14 protein-coding genes are annotated in these 15,866 nt (G+C 46.5%); all 14 read right to left on the reverse strand.

Annotation, left to right across the window (positions count from 1 at the left end):
• Positions 1-72 precede the first annotated feature (72 nt).
• The gene (locus ACWHX8_RS13260) at positions 73-1,866 is read right to left on the reverse strand and encodes an ABC transporter ATP-binding protein (protein ID WP_447968604.1); all 1,794 of its coding nucleotides are present in this window, start codon (positions 1,864-1,866) and stop codon (positions 73-75) included.
• Positions 1,863-3,053 carry a glycosyltransferase gene (locus ACWHX8_RS13265; protein ID WP_447968605.1) on the reverse strand — a complete coding sequence of 397 codons (1,191 nt, stop codon included), beginning with the start codon at positions 3,051-3,053 and terminating at the stop codon, positions 1,863-1,865. The genes ACWHX8_RS13260 and ACWHX8_RS13265 overlap by 4 nt, the downstream gene beginning before the upstream one ends.
• Before the next feature lie 9 nt (positions 3,054-3,062).
• Complete coding sequence (locus ACWHX8_RS13270; RefSeq protein ID WP_447968606.1) at positions 3,063-3,689, reverse strand: class I SAM-dependent methyltransferase; 627 nt, start codon at positions 3,687-3,689, stop codon at positions 3,063-3,065.
• 27 nt (positions 3,690-3,716) lie between these two features.
• Complete coding sequence (locus tag ACWHX8_RS13275; protein WP_447968607.1) at positions 3,717-4,745, reverse strand: GNAT family N-acetyltransferase; 1,029 nt, start codon at positions 4,743-4,745, stop codon at positions 3,717-3,719.
• 71 nt (positions 4,746-4,816) lie between these two features.
• Positions 4,817-5,596, reverse strand: a complete 780-nt coding sequence (locus ACWHX8_RS13280; protein ID WP_447968608.1) for a class I SAM-dependent methyltransferase — start codon at positions 5,594-5,596, stop codon at positions 4,817-4,819.
• A gap of 178 nt (positions 5,597-5,774) precedes the next feature.
• A complete protein-coding gene (locus tag ACWHX8_RS13285; protein ID WP_447968609.1) occupies positions 5,775-6,566 on the reverse strand; it encodes a class I SAM-dependent methyltransferase in 792 nt (263 codons plus the stop codon).
• Positions 6,567-6,693: 127 nt separating this feature from the next.
• Positions 6,694-7,815: a glycosyltransferase family 4 protein gene (locus tag ACWHX8_RS13290; protein ID WP_447968610.1), complete on the reverse strand. Its 1,122-nt coding sequence runs from the start codon at positions 7,813-7,815 to the stop codon at positions 6,694-6,696.
• A 68-nt stretch (positions 7,816-7,883) separates the two neighbouring features.
• Positions 7,884-9,440 carry a hypothetical protein gene (locus ACWHX8_RS13295; RefSeq protein WP_447968611.1) on the reverse strand — a complete coding sequence of 519 codons (1,557 nt, stop codon included), beginning with the start codon at positions 9,438-9,440 and terminating at the stop codon, positions 7,884-7,886.
• Positions 9,441-9,453: 13 nt separating this feature from the next.
• Complete coding sequence (locus ACWHX8_RS13300; RefSeq protein WP_447968612.1) at positions 9,454-10,587, reverse strand: radical SAM/SPASM domain-containing protein; 1,134 nt, start codon at positions 10,585-10,587, stop codon at positions 9,454-9,456.
• Between the two features lie 30 nt (positions 10,588-10,617).
• Positions 10,618-10,887 carry a hypothetical protein gene (locus ACWHX8_RS13305; protein WP_447968613.1) on the reverse strand — a complete coding sequence of 90 codons (270 nt, stop codon included), beginning with the start codon at positions 10,885-10,887 and terminating at the stop codon, positions 10,618-10,620.
• A gap of 2 nt (positions 10,888-10,889) precedes the next feature.
• The gene (locus ACWHX8_RS13310; protein WP_447968614.1) at positions 10,890-11,822 is read right to left on the reverse strand and encodes a methionyl-tRNA formyltransferase; all 933 of its coding nucleotides are present in this window, start codon (positions 11,820-11,822) and stop codon (positions 10,890-10,892) included.
• Positions 11,819-12,898 (reverse strand): hypothetical protein, encoded by a 1,080-nt coding sequence (locus tag ACWHX8_RS13315; protein ID WP_447968615.1) that lies wholly within the window; start codon positions 12,896-12,898, stop codon positions 11,819-11,821. Before ACWHX8_RS13315 ends, ACWHX8_RS13310 begins: the two co-directional genes overlap by 4 nt.
• Positions 12,895-14,790: an asparagine synthase (glutamine-hydrolyzing) gene (gene asnB / locus ACWHX8_RS13320; protein ID WP_447968616.1), complete on the reverse strand. Its 1,896-nt coding sequence runs from the start codon at positions 14,788-14,790 to the stop codon at positions 12,895-12,897. The genes ACWHX8_RS13315 and asnB overlap by 4 nt, the downstream gene beginning before the upstream one ends.
• A 2-nt stretch (positions 14,791-14,792) precedes the next feature.
• Positions 14,793-15,857 carry a class I SAM-dependent methyltransferase gene (locus ACWHX8_RS13325; protein ID WP_447968617.1) on the reverse strand — a complete coding sequence of 355 codons (1,065 nt, stop codon included), beginning with the start codon at positions 15,855-15,857 and terminating at the stop codon, positions 14,793-14,795.
• Positions 15,858-15,866 lie beyond the last annotated feature (9 nt).

Consider the following 15,866-nt stretch of genomic DNA (forward strand, 5'->3'; position numbering starts at 1 on the left):
GCAGTCTTAAATTCAGATATACACAATAGCGTCAAAAAACAGACCACCTTTAGAATAATAACCGGCATATACTCAAACATTTACATTTGTGGTAGTCATGTTTTGGAGTTCTTTCAATTGGTGAAAACGGTGACCTGGTTTATCCAGCTCACTCCAGTTACCTGATTCTACCACCCGACCATCTTCGATCACATAGATCAGATCGGCATTGCGAACAGCAGAGAAACGATGCGCAATGATAAGCACAGTCGCCTTACCAGAGAGCGACTCCATGGTTTCGACCACTTGTGCCTCTGTTTCCGCATCAAGTGCGCTCGTAGCTTCATCAAGGATGTAGAGTAAACGCGGCACGGCAAATGCTCGGGCAAGCCCCAAACGCTGCCGCTCTCCCCCTGACAGTCTCATTCCGCGATCGCCAACAGGAGTTAATTTTCCCGTATCAAGATCTTGCACGAACTGAGCCGCTGCACGAGTTAGAGCCTGATCGATCGCCGAATCAGCGATGATATTGCCAAAGCGTACATTATCGGCAATTGTTCCGGCTAGAAGAGACGTGTCTTGGCCCACATAACCAATGGCGCGACGCCAGGTTGGAAGCGGTAGCTCAAAAAGGTCGTGCCCGCTAATTTGTATCTCACCATGGTGCACAGACACAAGTCGGAGAATTGCATCTGCAAGCGTCGATTTACCAGAACCTGTGGGCCCCACTAAAGCAACAATACGGCCGGCTGGGACCACAAGATTGATATTTTTCAATACTGATCTGTCACCACGTTGAATAGTAACCGACCGAAAGACAATTTCCGGGGCGTTGTTAGCGATACCGACAGGGAGTGGTAGTTCATCGACGGGCTCTGCTAGATTATTTGCACTTTTCAAAATAGTACGTAAATTTCCCAAAGCAGGCAACAACGAATTTTGGGCTTGAATGCCCTGCTGCAAAGCGGTGACACGTGGCAGAAGCCGTACGAATAATGCCAACACAACAAGTAAGGTTGCAACGTCGACAGAAAAAATTAGTGGTCCCACAATCAGCAGACTCGCGATACCCGCAGCACCTCCAAACTCGAATACCGCCTTAGCTTTCTGCATGTCAAACGAATTCTTGAAATAGAACGAAGCAAGCTGATTAGCTGCGGTTGAGAAACGCTCTACCGACACACCTTCTGCAACAGCAGCTTTTACGAGCTTCACGGCAGAAATGTATTCACTTGCCAACGACTGAACATCAGCCTGGGCCCGAGTAATGGCCCTGCCATACCCGTATGCACGAACCAGGTACGGGCGCGTCGTAAGGAACAGCAGAGCTCCCAACACCACGACAGCTAGACTTACGACTGGCGAGATCAGCAAAGCGAGAATTAGATAGATCACAAGATTGATTATTGACGTGACAACAAGACAAGTATGGTAGAACGCCCCGTTTACACGGTTCACTTCGGCCACAAGAGCCGCGACCACATCGCCTCCCCTCCGTTCGCTCAAGAAGGCCAGATCAGAACGAATGGAAGCTTCGAAGAGTTGCGTTTGCCAACGCACAACGTATTCCACTTGAAGAGTCGCGGCGAGTCGAGCTTGCGCTAGGAAGGCAATCACACTAAGCAGGATGAATCCTAACATCAAAATCCCCACACCGAGTGGGCCTTCAGGTAACCCTAACGTAGATGGAATGTCAGCAAGAAAAGCCTTAAAGCCACTCTGACTTTCTGGCCCCGACACACCAAGTGAACCAAGTAACGGCAAAGCCACAGTGATCGCGATTCCCTCAAGAAGTCCACTAATGACCAACAACGTAACGAGCACCAAAACCCGGATTCCGAAGACGCGCCAGGCGTCAATGATAAGGAAGCGAAGTTCACCCATCATTGGACCTCAGTCATTATTGATTTTTCGATGATCGTAAACTCCCCATCTTCCCAACTAGAACCAGCGAAGCGTCGACCCGCAATGGCTTCAATCGCTCGAGCATATTGCTCACCCCTTGCCCTCACCGTATGGCGAGCCCAAACAAGTTCCTGCCCAGCAGATGCTATGAGCTGCGCATCGGCAGGATTTGCCTGTAACCAGGCATCAATCTCGACAATTGTTTCTGGTGTTGTGACCACCGTATTGACTTTGTCACGAAACCCCAGCTTCATAAAACCGTTCGATGGTTGCGCCGCAAGTACGGCTCCTGAAGCCGGTATCTCAAAATACTTCCGAATTGGAAAACCCAAGGCTGAACCACAGGTAAAGGCATAACGGGAAGTTCGAAAACCCTGGTCCCAGCTATGGTTCAGCAAATTACGGACAGAAGGCCAGCGTAAGGCTTTCGAATTAATTCTATTGATAATCGATATCATATCCACGAGCATAAGCCCAGTCCATGGTATTCCAGCCTTACGAAGACGAGTACGCGCGTCTTGTCTTGCCGCGTAACGTGCTCCCTGCACAGCCCATCGCTGTCGACGACGATCGAGCCTGCTCCAGCAAAACTCGCTTTCAGAGATCATTGCCGCGGACGATATTACACGATGAGAGCTAGCGTTAATAAAATCCCACCAATGATCATTAACACGAGAACCAAAATTCTCTCTGTGTAAATCGGTTATTGTGGATTTTGGTTGGATGAATTCCTTCCCCCAGCCAATGACGAAAAAGTCGTGCATGTGTATCCGATCTTTATGACTCGGATGCATGTTGTACGAATCGAATTCCAACATAGAGATTATTCTGATCGCGTCGCTAACAACAAATTCGTCAAAAACCCGCCGACAACCTTCAATGGCACCTGACAGGTCGAAAGGACACTCATACGTGTTGTCGAGTGACCTGATAACATGGTCGGGTTCTTTCTCATACGTGAGCGCCGATACGAGAAGCTCAGCCGCGACTATGACATCGAAACGGCCATGTTTTTTCAGGAAAGGACGAAGCCCAGCCTTCCACTCCTCATCACTCACGTGCCCGGGGCCAAACCGAGTAACCTCACCGACTTCCCGCCACGCAAGTGGCCAAAGCATAACCGTTCGGTTGATATTTTGATAAGCAAAATCAATGAGGAGAATACGCATCGATTTCACTCAAAGGCGAATAATCATCGTCCATTCGTATAATGGCGAATCATGGAGAAGCGAAACCTTCTTAGAAATGTTCGTCTTGCACCAGGTAAACCATTCAGCTGGTTCCGCATAAAATAGATGCGGCTCACGCCAATCCACGTAGCTTGAGAGTGAGTTAAAAGCAAAACCTCTTCGACTTGCCTTTGCTAGTGCATACACGACCTCGCGCATGTACTGGGTCCAGTCCTCATCGCTCTCGTCCAGACGGGTATTGAAAATCCCGCAGCAGACAGAGAAGTCGGCAATATCAGTTGGCTTCTCCGCCTTCACAAAACGTACATTGTGCTTGGAATGCAAAGCCCGCGCGCGCGCAATCATACGTTCCGAAATATCATACCCAATATAGTTCGACACTGGGAGTCCACGCTCCTTAGCCCACTCGAAAAAACCCGCGAGTCCGCAACCGAGATCATTGATTGAAAATGGCTCAGAACAATCCTGAAAAAGATGGGAAAATTGATCAAAGCGAAGAAATTGATTCTCACGGGAACGCCAACCAACACCAAGCGAAGTCGTGCCATGCTTGTCGAGCGTGTCATCCATGAAGCTCTTAATCTTGTTAAGCGATACATCGAACTTATTGTTCATATCGTTACGCTCCAATTTATAGACCAATCAGTCCGCCTCAGCAAGAAGCCGAAACGGTAGAATATAGAACCAGGGATAAGACGTGAGCAATTCGGCACGTGTTGCTTTTAATAGGTCCTTATTTCTAATACGAACAAAGTAGCGATAAGGTCGAGAATTGGCTCCCCATTTGCGTTTAAATCGAAAGACCCCGTCCTGATCGGGCCAAGTCCCCCCCCAATTCCACATACGATAACCACGCTCAGAAGCGGCGACCATCGCAACAAGGAGGATTAGGGCCGTTGCCTGACATTTCCGACCTTCTGACGTAATCGCAGGAGTAAAATATTCCACGACACCTTGAAAATAGAACAGGAGAACTGCGGCGACCGGCACGCCATCTTTGCTGGCCACATAGAGACGCCAATCCCTTCCGTAACGGAAACACGCAGGGATGGTGGAAAAATACGATGGTGGCTTGGCAAGCCCCTTGATCTCGGCCATATTCGTGCGGTGAATGGTCTCCAGAAATGGAAGCGCACCCGCGTCTTCCTCAACAATCACTCCAGCCTGCCGCGCGCGCCTCACATTACGTTGCGCCGTACCATCAATCCCATCCAGAATGGCCGCCTCGGCGTTGACACGTGATGGCAATGTCGTGAATTGACCTGTACGATGATCATCAACATCAAATGGGATAGAAGACAGTATCGATCCTGCCAATGGATTCATAATCATCGTTGCCGCCGCAATATCACGCCCATCCGTGATGTCTCCCCAATCGAGCATTAGGACACGAAAAACATCAGGATCTCTGGCAAGAGGTGAGCCATAACTACCAAAGAAAGGCAAACTGTTAAGCACACGACCATAGGGACCGTCTCTCTCAATAATGGGAAGAACGCCAACAGCAACCCCCTTTTCAAGGGCAAGACGATACCGAGCCTTTCCTCCGATAATATCAGCAAGAAAGTCGCGATAGCCCAGCCCATAGTAAAGAAGTGCATCTGGATGTGTTTCGACAAATTTGTTCCATTTAGACTCACAATCAGGAGTCAAATCAACAACTTCGATCATAAGCGTATTTCCATCGCAGAACCTTCATGTAGTGGAATTTTTCCTGTGAGCCTTAAAGAAGCTATGCCATGTTATATCGACGCAACTCTAAACCCGGCCACAAGACCAGCAGCTTGGCTTGGTAAGACTCGAGTTGCTTGTGGAATTAGAAAACGCCCAATTTTTGTCTCACGCAGGCGAGTGTAGAGACCTAAATGTGGCAAGAAGAAGCCCTCAGGTTCTATATCTCCTAGAAGAGTAAGTCCGACTCGTTCAGCACGATCCAGAAGTGCTTTCGAGGTGTAAAATTGACAATGGTCTGTTGTGCGAAAAATCGAAGGTTGCACTACATGATTACGAAGCCTTGCCATAAGACACCCTTCATTCGGTACTGCAATTATTACAAGGCCTTTACGCTCAACAATGCGGGACAATTCACTCATGACCCTGGCATCATCATGGATATGCTCCAAAACATGGCTACACAGTACTACATCAAATGATTCATCAGGGAAAGGTGTCGCTCGAAGATCTACCTCAAGAACACGATGATGATTATCTTGAGATGCGCGGTGCAATCGCAAATCGTTATAATCACATCCCGTAATTTCTGTAGACATACCACGAACAAAAAGAAGACGTTCCAATACTTCCATATTGATACCATCTCCACAACCTGCATCAAGCACCCGAAGAAATTGACTTTTTCCCGTTCTACTCACTAACCATTGGTCTATAATCTTACCGAAGAGCTGCCAGCGATAAGACAAGGCCCACTGACCTCCAAGAGAGCTTAACTGAGCTAGTCGTTGATTATCTGTATACCAGGAATTACCTTCTAAAATTTTCCCCTGGACAAAATCACTCATCATGTCTCTCCCTACTTAAATCTCATTATACGAACAACCGTAATTCTTCTCAGAGTTCTCCTACAAATCTTTGGCAATAATTGCTCAAAGAAATGTTGAGATATTCCCATGACGATCATTCCAAATTCATTACAGAAAAAATAAAATTTGCTTCGTACAATATGATTTTTTTAATAGGTGTTCACTGTTGTCGACTGCAACCTTCATGGCTTTCTCTGCGAAAAATAAATTCGTTACAACCATGGCGACCACCACATGTCTTTAGTTTCATTAGCCGAAAACCACGATTGGCAAATACGTCAATTATGGCATCGGGTTTAGCTACCTCAAAAGGAAAACCACCCAGCCAATCCATCATATCTCTCCATAAATCCATTCCTCTTGGGACTTTTCGTCCCTGGATCATTCTGACTAATCGGCGAAGACCATAAAGATAAGGTGCATGCACAGCAACCATTAACATTTTCCCCAATCGACTTGAGTTATATATTTTCTTGACATGAAACCAATACCGTGAAATCACCCCTTGATCATTATAAATAGCAATATATAAATAGCCTTCAACATTCACAACAACTGCAATATTTTCAAGGGCAGTCCACATGGCCCCAGTATGATGAAGGACTCCCCAACTATAGACAACATCATAGGTCTGGATAGAATTGAGAAATTCCTGATCGAGGACATCACCACGTTGAATTTTCCATTCAGAGTCGTCCGGAAAAAATTGCCGACGAAGAGTCTTCGTACAAGTCACAGCCTCTTCGTCAAAATCAAATGAATACACAGATGCTCCTAACGTCCTAGCGGCCAATGAAAATAAACCACTACCCGATCCGGCGTCTAAAAAACTCTTATGGCGAAAATCCTGAACTTCTAACATCGTTTGCAGGGATTTCTTGGCTTCAACTACCCGAGCATCATTCAGAAGTTCAATGAAGCGCCTCCAATTTTTCCCAAATTCAAAACGCATAGATTCTTGAGGTACCATTTGTTTTTAGTAAATAGGTGACACCGTCAATCGAATACTTGCATACAGTTACTTTTTAGAGATGCTCTCAGACTCATCGTTTTATCAGGAGTTTTCATTGACTCGCTTATTATCGTGCTCCTCCATTGATCATCTCAGCATATACGGCCGACCTGATTTCATACACTGTATTCAGATTATGAAGCGTAAAAGCACGTGTTCGACCACTCGAACCTATTTCATCAGCCCATTCAGGATTATTGAGTAACGAATCAACCGCACAGACAAGTCCCGTCACATCTCCCTCAGCCAGCAACAGCCCTGAACACTGATCTTCGATTAACTCAGAATGCCATTGCACATCGTAGGCAACCGTCGGTCTTCCAGACGCACAAGCCTCGATTAAACTAAATCCTCCCATTGGGACAAGGTTCACCGTCGCCGCAAAGCGTAACGCGATGACTGACTCACGCGGTAAAAATCCAGCAAAATACACTGTGTGAACAAGATCAGGATTCCGACTCACCACATATTTCAACCGACTTGCTTCAGGTCCTCCACCCGCAAACACAACCATTGAGTCTCCACGAGGCGCTAAGTGCTTAGCAACAGCAAGCACATCATCAACATAATTTTGCTGGGACAGACGACCAGCAAACACCACAAGCTTTCGCCCCTGAGGAAGGTCACTCGGCCGAGAAGGCACGTCTCGAAAGTATTCAAGGTTTACTCCATGAGGGATATACCGTAATTGTTCTGACCGGGCACCAGACCGCTCCGCATAAGCAAACAACGACCTTCGGATACAGAGAACACATTTTGCCTTTCGTAGCAAAAATGACTCGAGCACCTTGGCCAGAAATCGCAGCCCTAGAATCTTCGGAGCTCCTAATTGTGGATCAAGACTGTAAAAATGATCCCAATCAGCATGGATGGAAATACAAAAATTTGCACTCGTTCCCGCGCTGCCTAACCAACCACATAATGCAGCCCAATACGGGTCACTTGCTCGAACAACGTCAATACGGTGAGTCCGAATGAGTCGACGAATTCCCCATGCTGCAATCAGGATATAGAGTGGGGCATAAATGTGGCGTAACAATCTACTTGACTCCCCCCCCGGAATCGCATCGAACCCAAATTCAACCAAATCATGACCTTGGGTTATAGGTATGGTGCGAGTATGGTGAGCCAGAGGATGGACCGATATGACTTTTGAGAAATACCCACCCTCTGAACGTTCTAATAGCATATCAGTCACACCCTTCGTCACGAGGGCATCCCAATCTGAACTTGAAATGAATAGTAATGAGCGAGAAGTCATACCTTATGTTCTGAACCTGTAGAACTCGCCACCGGGTACTTTTTCCCTACTTTGTAAAATCGCCACTTCTTAAGCTGATCAGGATTGGGATCACCAGACTCAAGGGCAAACACATCTTCCCCTTCCGGCCACCAACTAGTATCGAGAGCTGCATACGTAATATCATAGGCATTGAAAGCCTCATGCAAAGGCATTCGTACCACCGGCCAATGTGGTTCAAGTTCTCTAAATCCGAGACCATGACCGCCCCATAACACCGCATGCGATGTTTCAAGGGCGATTCGTTCACATGACGTAGCAGGATAACTCGCAACCCGTCCAGCAGGAAGAGTATTCAGTCTTGCTATAAGCGCAGTAAGGGAATCCTCCTTATCCATAATGCGAACGTTGCGTTTACGCCAGCCGAGAAAGAGGCTACCACCTGTAGCTATCATTGCCAACGCGAAAGCAACAAAAATGGTCGAAGTGGGCTGGGCAAACAGCATGCCCCACCATAAAGCGACGGGTGGTACCGAATTGAACAAATACAAATGCCCACCGCCTAGGCACTTCAAATATGGAACATAGAGCGTCACAACGGCTAGAATTATAGCCACGGCAAACCACGTCATCATCCACATAGGCGGTTCTGGCGCAAAGACCAAGGTCAGTGGGAGTACCAATGCGGCCGGCACATACCCGGCAATAAAAGTCGCATGGGATAGCACACCCTTCACCCCTGATTGATGAAAAGCTATCGGACTCAGCTTATCGACATCCCCATAAATAGGCGACTGGCGAAACTGATGTGCACCCAAATGGTGCCAATTTCGATTCCAGAATGTGACGATATCCCAATGCGAGAACCATTGCATACGCTGAAATGCTGGTCCTGTAATGAGCGCAGCAAGGCCGATCCCGAATAGAGGAATAAACATTGCTATCCATACAAGGTTGCCTGCATCGAGAGCGAAAGGCCAGATGGGCCAGAGAGTCAGCATAAACTGCGTGGTCATCTTGTGAGTCAGGATGACGGCAGCTGTTGCAACGATAGCAATAACCCAAAAGATAGCTGACATCGTTTCGGTACTTGAAACCGCAGATACTTCAGCAAGAAGTTTGACAACTAAGAAAAAGTTTCCCAGACCTCGAGAGGTTAATTGCGTATTGTAAGCAACGAGAACAGGGGCAAGGCCATAGCTCCCAACAAGAACTATGATACTCGCCATTGGTAATCCAAGAGAAAGTGCAAAACTGATAAGGAGTCCAAGCGTTACGGCATCTATACCAATAACAATAATTACGCTTCGAGAGCTGCGCAGAAAATTATCAGGAAAAAGAGCTAAAAGGAGCCCAAACCCAGGAGGATAGAACTGACGCTCATCCTCAAGCAGGAACTTATTGGGGACACGAACAGGAAAACCACGCTGTTCACGATAAGCCCTAGCGGCGAGAATCCAGTAATAATGGTCGACTGCCCCCTTTGCCAAGGTGTGCACAAAGAACAAACGAACACACCCCACGGTGAGTAATGTCGTTGCAAACAATATTTGCAACGTAAAGTCAGCCCACATCTATATATTTTTCTCAGTTGCTTTTGGTGCGAATTGAAAGGAGCGTGTTCTGCGCGTTAGCAATCGCCTCATCATGACTGGGAATTTCCCCATCATTAATGGTATGGCGTTGAATGGTAAACCCAGCTGGGTTTGTATGCTGCATCTGAGGAAGGCCATATCCAGAACACAATTTACAAATGGATATGTCCCCTTGTTTTGTTAATAATTGATGGCGAAAAGCCGTGGCTGCTTCACCGTTGAAAATGGCCTTGACTCCTTTGTCGAAGACATTGCCAAATGGAAATGCCCCATTGGTATCTCGACAACATGGGACGGCCGTTCCGTCCCAATTAAGCTGAATGGAATTCCAAATCCAAACACATTCATTATTGGGAATCTTTTTGGGCCGAAGAATACCTTGTGCAAATGCTTCTTCGTCATAAAACCAATACTTTTTATCTTTGGGGAGATAGGCATGTGCTTCCATCATATTGCGGGCGCAAGGATCAATAATACTGGCCCGATCTACTCCAATTTTTTGGGCCCAATTTAAGAAATCATCAACTTGGGCCTCATTGTGACGCATCACGATAAAACCCACTTCAACTTCAACAGACGAATTACGATGTTTCTTCCGAAGTTCAAGTAACCTCTCTAAATTGTTAACTGCTTTATCAAGCCTGGAACGAACCCGATAACGCTGATGTGTAGCATCATCCATGCCACCCAACTGAAAAGATATTTTATTAATATCTGAATAAATCACTCCTTCAGGGTCAACAAAATCGCCATTGGTACAACTCTCGACATAGATTCCTTTATCACGAGCATAGCGTATCATGTCATAGGAAGAACGATGCATGAAAGGTTCCCCCATGAAATAGTAAAGCAGTATGGCTGTAGTAGGAGCAACATTATCGATAAATTCCTTATAGAGATCCTCATCAAGAAAACCCGTCTTGCGCTGCATGTCGCCCTTCCCAGTCTCACAGACAGGACAACGGGCATTACAGGCATTGGTCGGTTCAATTGATATGTGTACTGGCGCCATGAGAGGGCCAGGGCGCTTCAACTGCGCCATGGATGAATTCCAGAGCAAAGATTTCCATCCTTTAGGCCGCTTATACAACATATCCGCAACAAGTTTTATCTTACGAGCAAACATAGAGGTTCCCCTTGACCTCCAAACGTGGCATCAACGTAACCACGCTGGATGTTTCATAAGAAAGATCGATAAAGCTCTTGCCAGAAAATCTTCGACATCAACCTCTGTCTTTAGATGGATAGGAAGCTCGTCATGAATCAAACTCCAATTCCCATCGGATTTTTGAGCAAAGAGGAGCAAGCCGACTTTCTCTCCCTCCTCTACCACTTCGTAACGAGTGGGGCGATCCAGATCCCATTGCTCCTCAAAGGATTCTATAAGTTTTTTAATGAGCAACTTTTTAAGACTTTGTAGACTCATGCTCAATAAAGACGCTGGCGCAATGAGGCCCCAATTATTTTCTTCGTTTCAGTAGAAACAAGACTATCGACTTCAATGTCCTCAAGGCGAAGTGCACCCTGACCACAAGCAATAACGGGATCTCCCTCTACCCGCAACAGCACTTGCCCAGGCACTGCACAGAATGGCTGCTCATGCACATAGGGACTAGCACGCCATATCGTCACTTTCTTCATGTTTCCAAAATAACTAAATGCTCCCTCAAACGGATGTGAAGAGGCGCGAACTAACCGACATACTATTTTCTCACTTTGACGCCAGTCAATGCGACCATCTTCTGGCAGACGGGGGTAACAGCGCAAGGCCAAAGACGGGTCAATCGGTTGTAAAGTCGGTACAAGCGTGTTCTGCTCCAAACCGTTGACCGCCTCCATAAGAAGGGTCGGAATACGGCCATCCAACCATGCGTAAATATCGCCAATATAGGTCGAAGGCTCTAACTTAAAATGATCTTTTAAGACAATTGCTCCTGCATCAACTGCGTCCGGCTCCATCATATGGGCACATAGCCCCAGACTGTCCTCACCGTTAAGAATAGCCCAATTTGGACAAGCATTGCCTCGATAACGAGGAAGATCACCGCAGTGAGCATTCATGATCCCCCTAGGAAATAATCCTATGACCTCTTCATTAACGATAGTAGGCCAATTGATAGAAACAGCAAGTTCGGCACCTGATGATCTAATACGTTCACGCACATCACGATTACTTAACTTAACAATGCCTAAAAATTCTGCATCAACATCTGACGCCATGCGTTCAAAATCAGAAGGCTCACATTGATAAAATGGCTCCGCCTTCGCGGTGACGACGCTGACAATTTGGTGTCCAGCCTTCGCGAGCGTCGTTGCGGTATTCAATAACCACCGAGATCGGCCAACGATCGCAATTTTCATTCTACAGACTCCATTGCTAAACCATACCCGCTCACGATAGCAGCGGCAACCGCCTCCTGGCTTGAATGTCCCTGCCGTTTTGCCCTGACAACAATCGACCCAGCTTTAAGGCCTGCAGCATGTAAATCTACTACAGGCCGACTCCCAGCATAAGCCGTCGTGACCGTCATAGATCCAGCCCGAATAGCAACATCTGGAGAAATGGTACACCCACTTCTCCGGATAATCTCCGAATCCACGACCCCGCATAAACGAATGATTGGCACACCATCCTTCGCGAGCACAGCTAATGCCTGCTCATCTTCAGAACCAATGATCATACGATGGTCACGATGTTCAACCAGAACAAGCGCATCAATCCCTTTCCCGGCCATTCGAGCCTCAATCGCCACTCTGCCCCAATCCACTGGTGAAGCACGCACGACACTCGCCCCCGCCGCCCCAAGCCAAGTCGCTGCGGATTTTCCAAATGGGTCAGAACCGATCAAGAGTATACGCGAGCGGACAATTTCTACTCCTTCTTCTAGCAAAAGCCGCCCAATGGTTGGTCCGATATAGTCAAATGTCCGAACTTCAGCATGCCGCTCTGCCGTCGCAATAATTGGAATATCCTCTTTGTGTAAAGCCTCAAGATCAATTTCTCCAGGTCTAAACTCCCACGGCTCCCACATTAATGCAACAACCGCACTATCGCTAAGCTTAGAAATAACAATCCTGTCGATCGGACGGACGAAACCTAAATTGGTCACCAAATCACAACCAGAAGGTACCATGCTAGAATCACCATCGATAAAATGTACACATTTTTGAATTCCGATACGTTCCAAAAAACATGTATTATTGTTAATTATTTCAGAAGCATTCCCCCACTGAGAGTTTCGCGTTACGGCCCATACCTCGGCAGCACCTGCAAGGGCAGCGAGAGCGACCGTCGCGGCGTATGGCCCTGTGGCAGCTTCAGTCAAGACTCGGATACCGGTCAAATCTAAAGCCATACGGTCGACAGCTGAACGAACCAATCGCTCTAATCTAATACTTTCACGAGATGAAGCCTCTACATCGTTACGAATACTCATAATTTCGACTTCGATGAACCGCTCCCTGACAGAAACATCTCTAGGTAAATGAGGGACCAAATCAAAAGACGTCGATTCTTTCCTCCATCTAAGTGTTCCTGAACTAAACGCTGCACCACATGTCGATCGAGCAAATCATAAATAGTAGCTTTGTTATCAAAAAGCACACGTTTAACGTATTGAATACTATCACCACGAAACCAACTTGCATCTGGAGATGAAAACCCCTTCTTTACTGCATCTGCAATTTCAGCAGGAATGTATCGTCTCATGACATCGCGAAGAATTTGTTTTCCATCTTTAGTTTTCTGAAAATATATCCCTTGCTTACTTCCCGGTTCGTTCTCATTGATACGCACGACTTCCTCTAAGTTGTTAAGCTTAAGATTCACTGGACATTTCATAGCGAAGTCCACTAAATCATTGTCTAAAAAGGGAACTCGCGTTTCAAGGCCATGAGCCATACTTAATTTATCCTCGACAGTAAGTAGACCATGCAAAAAGGTTTTAGTTTCGAAATACAAAGAATGATTAATATAGTCTTGAGGACAATCAAGATGCGTCTCATGAGTTCGAAATACCTCACGAAAAATATCACGGGTCCAGACATCTTTGACATCATCCCAAATTGGAGCGAAAACTTTAGCCATGAGTTCATTGGGAATCAGGCGCTGCCAAAAACTGTAATACAGCTCGATGTAGTGTTCAAAATCGTTGCACATCGTGGCCCTGTAGTAACGCCAGGGATACCCCCCAAAAAGCTCGTCTCCTCCTGCACCTGACAGCACAACTTTGACAAATTTACTGGCGAGCTGGGCCGCATAGTAATTAGGGTAACTCTGTCCCACACGAGGCTCTTCAATATGCCAAACGACTTTAGATAAACAACGTTCCATATCCCCAGCCTTAAGAACCATTTCATAATGTTCGGTCTTGAAACGAGCTGACATCGCTTCAGCTTTCACCCGTTCATCAAAACCCAGTTCAATCCCGGAAGCGGAGCTTAAGTCGAACCCGCATGTAAAAGACTTAATATACGGGTTTGACCGCGCAGCCACAGCTGTGATCGATCCGGAATCCAAGCCACCGCTGAGATACGTTCCCAATTCAACATCAGAAACCAGTTGACGATTTACAGCCTGTTGAAACAGCCGATCTAGTTCTTCGCGATACTCTTGAATTCGAGCAGGCTTTTCAGGCTCACGAAAGTTAAAATCCCAATACTGAGTTAATCGAAGAGATGGATGTTCATCCTTCAAATTCAATTGAGCATACTGACCAGCCGGTAGGAGCTTAATTTCATTCAGCAACGTTCGGTCAGTGAAAATATTTTGGAATGTAAAATATTCTATAAGAGCCGCCTTGTCCAACGTCGATTGAAATTCCGGAAACGCTAAGATTGCTTTTTGCTCTGACCCAAAGAGCAAGGTTTGCCCCCGATATCCATAATATAATGGTTTAATTCCATAACGATCCCTTGCAAGCAAAAGCGAATTTTCTTTTCGATCCCAAAAGGCCAAGGCAAACATTCCATTCAATCGATCCAAAGCCTTTAACCCCCAAGCCGCAAACGCATACAATACCACTTCACTATCCGTACGTGAACGAAACCAGTAGCCAAGCGCCTCTAGCTCACTTCGCAATTCACGAAAATTATATACTTCGCCATTATAGGCTAAGACATACCGGTGATCGGCTGAGATCATGGGTTGGTGTCCGGCAGGGGATGGATCAATAATAGCCAACCGCCGGTGCCCTATTCCCACATTTCCTTCAATCCAATGCCCCTCACCATCAGGGCCTCGATGTGCAATCGAGTCGGTCATTTTCTTTAATATCACAGGAGAAACGGATGCTCCATTGACGTGGATACATCCAGCAATCCCACACATAATTAAACGCGATCCTTTTTCCCAATGACAGTCATTCCAGCCTCTTGAACTTGCTCTCGTTCGATAGTAATACCTGCATTGGCACACCAGGAACGCACCTCTCCAATTGTATGACGATGGGCATTACGCGGAGCGTACCAATCAAAATTGATATGATTCATCTCATCAAGCATCATGTCTGGACGATAATAGGCTTTACACACGTGCCAATAGAAAAATCGTTGAAGGTCGATCTTCCCAGCAGGAATCTTCAGGAGATCGATTGGTTCTGGAATATCAATTTCAATATTCAATTCCCCCAGTAACTGGCCAAGTTTTGTTAACGGTAACATGGCCTCCCATGCCTGTTCAGACGGCAGACCTTGAAGTTGTCCTCTAATATAATCATCAGTAAATTCACGAACCGGTCCTTTTTGTCGATAAATATAGAACAAAAACCGTCCTCCAGGCTTCAGCAGATTTGCTAATGAGGAAAACGCATGTTCCGTCGAATCAGTATGGTGCAACACGCCTTCTGAAAAAATAATGTCAAACGAACAAGGAGCAAACGGCAACTGAGTTAAATCTGCCTGAATAAACCCTGCCGAAAGACCTTTCTCCGCGAATCGGGCCGAAGCAACATCAACAGCCGTTGAAATATCGGCACCAAGATACCGTGCGGAGTCCAGCACATCACGAAATAATTCAAGTGCTGACATTGCAGCCCCACATCCAGCATCCAAGATTAACGGATTTTCACCATAGTCCTTTAGCCAACCAGCCTGAGTAATATCACCATACCGCTCGATGAGCCACGCTCGCATCTTCGAAAGCACCACACTGCTTTCGAACGTTTCACGCTGATGCCATTTAAAGCCAAACGTCTTTTTCGTTTGCTCTTGTGCATCAGAGACAATAGATTTTGAGCGTAAGATACCATTAACCATCATCATTTCGATGCCACGAGTCGCAACCACTTCTCCCTCACAAGGGCAAGATGGTAAGTCCAACAGGTCGGTCAACCAGGATGGCTGCCTGACAACGTCGACATCTTGACGAACCGGCTGATGAGGTTGGTCCTGCTGCATGAATTACTA

The sequence above is a fragment of the Nitrospira sp. M1 genome (genome assembly GCF_965152605.1).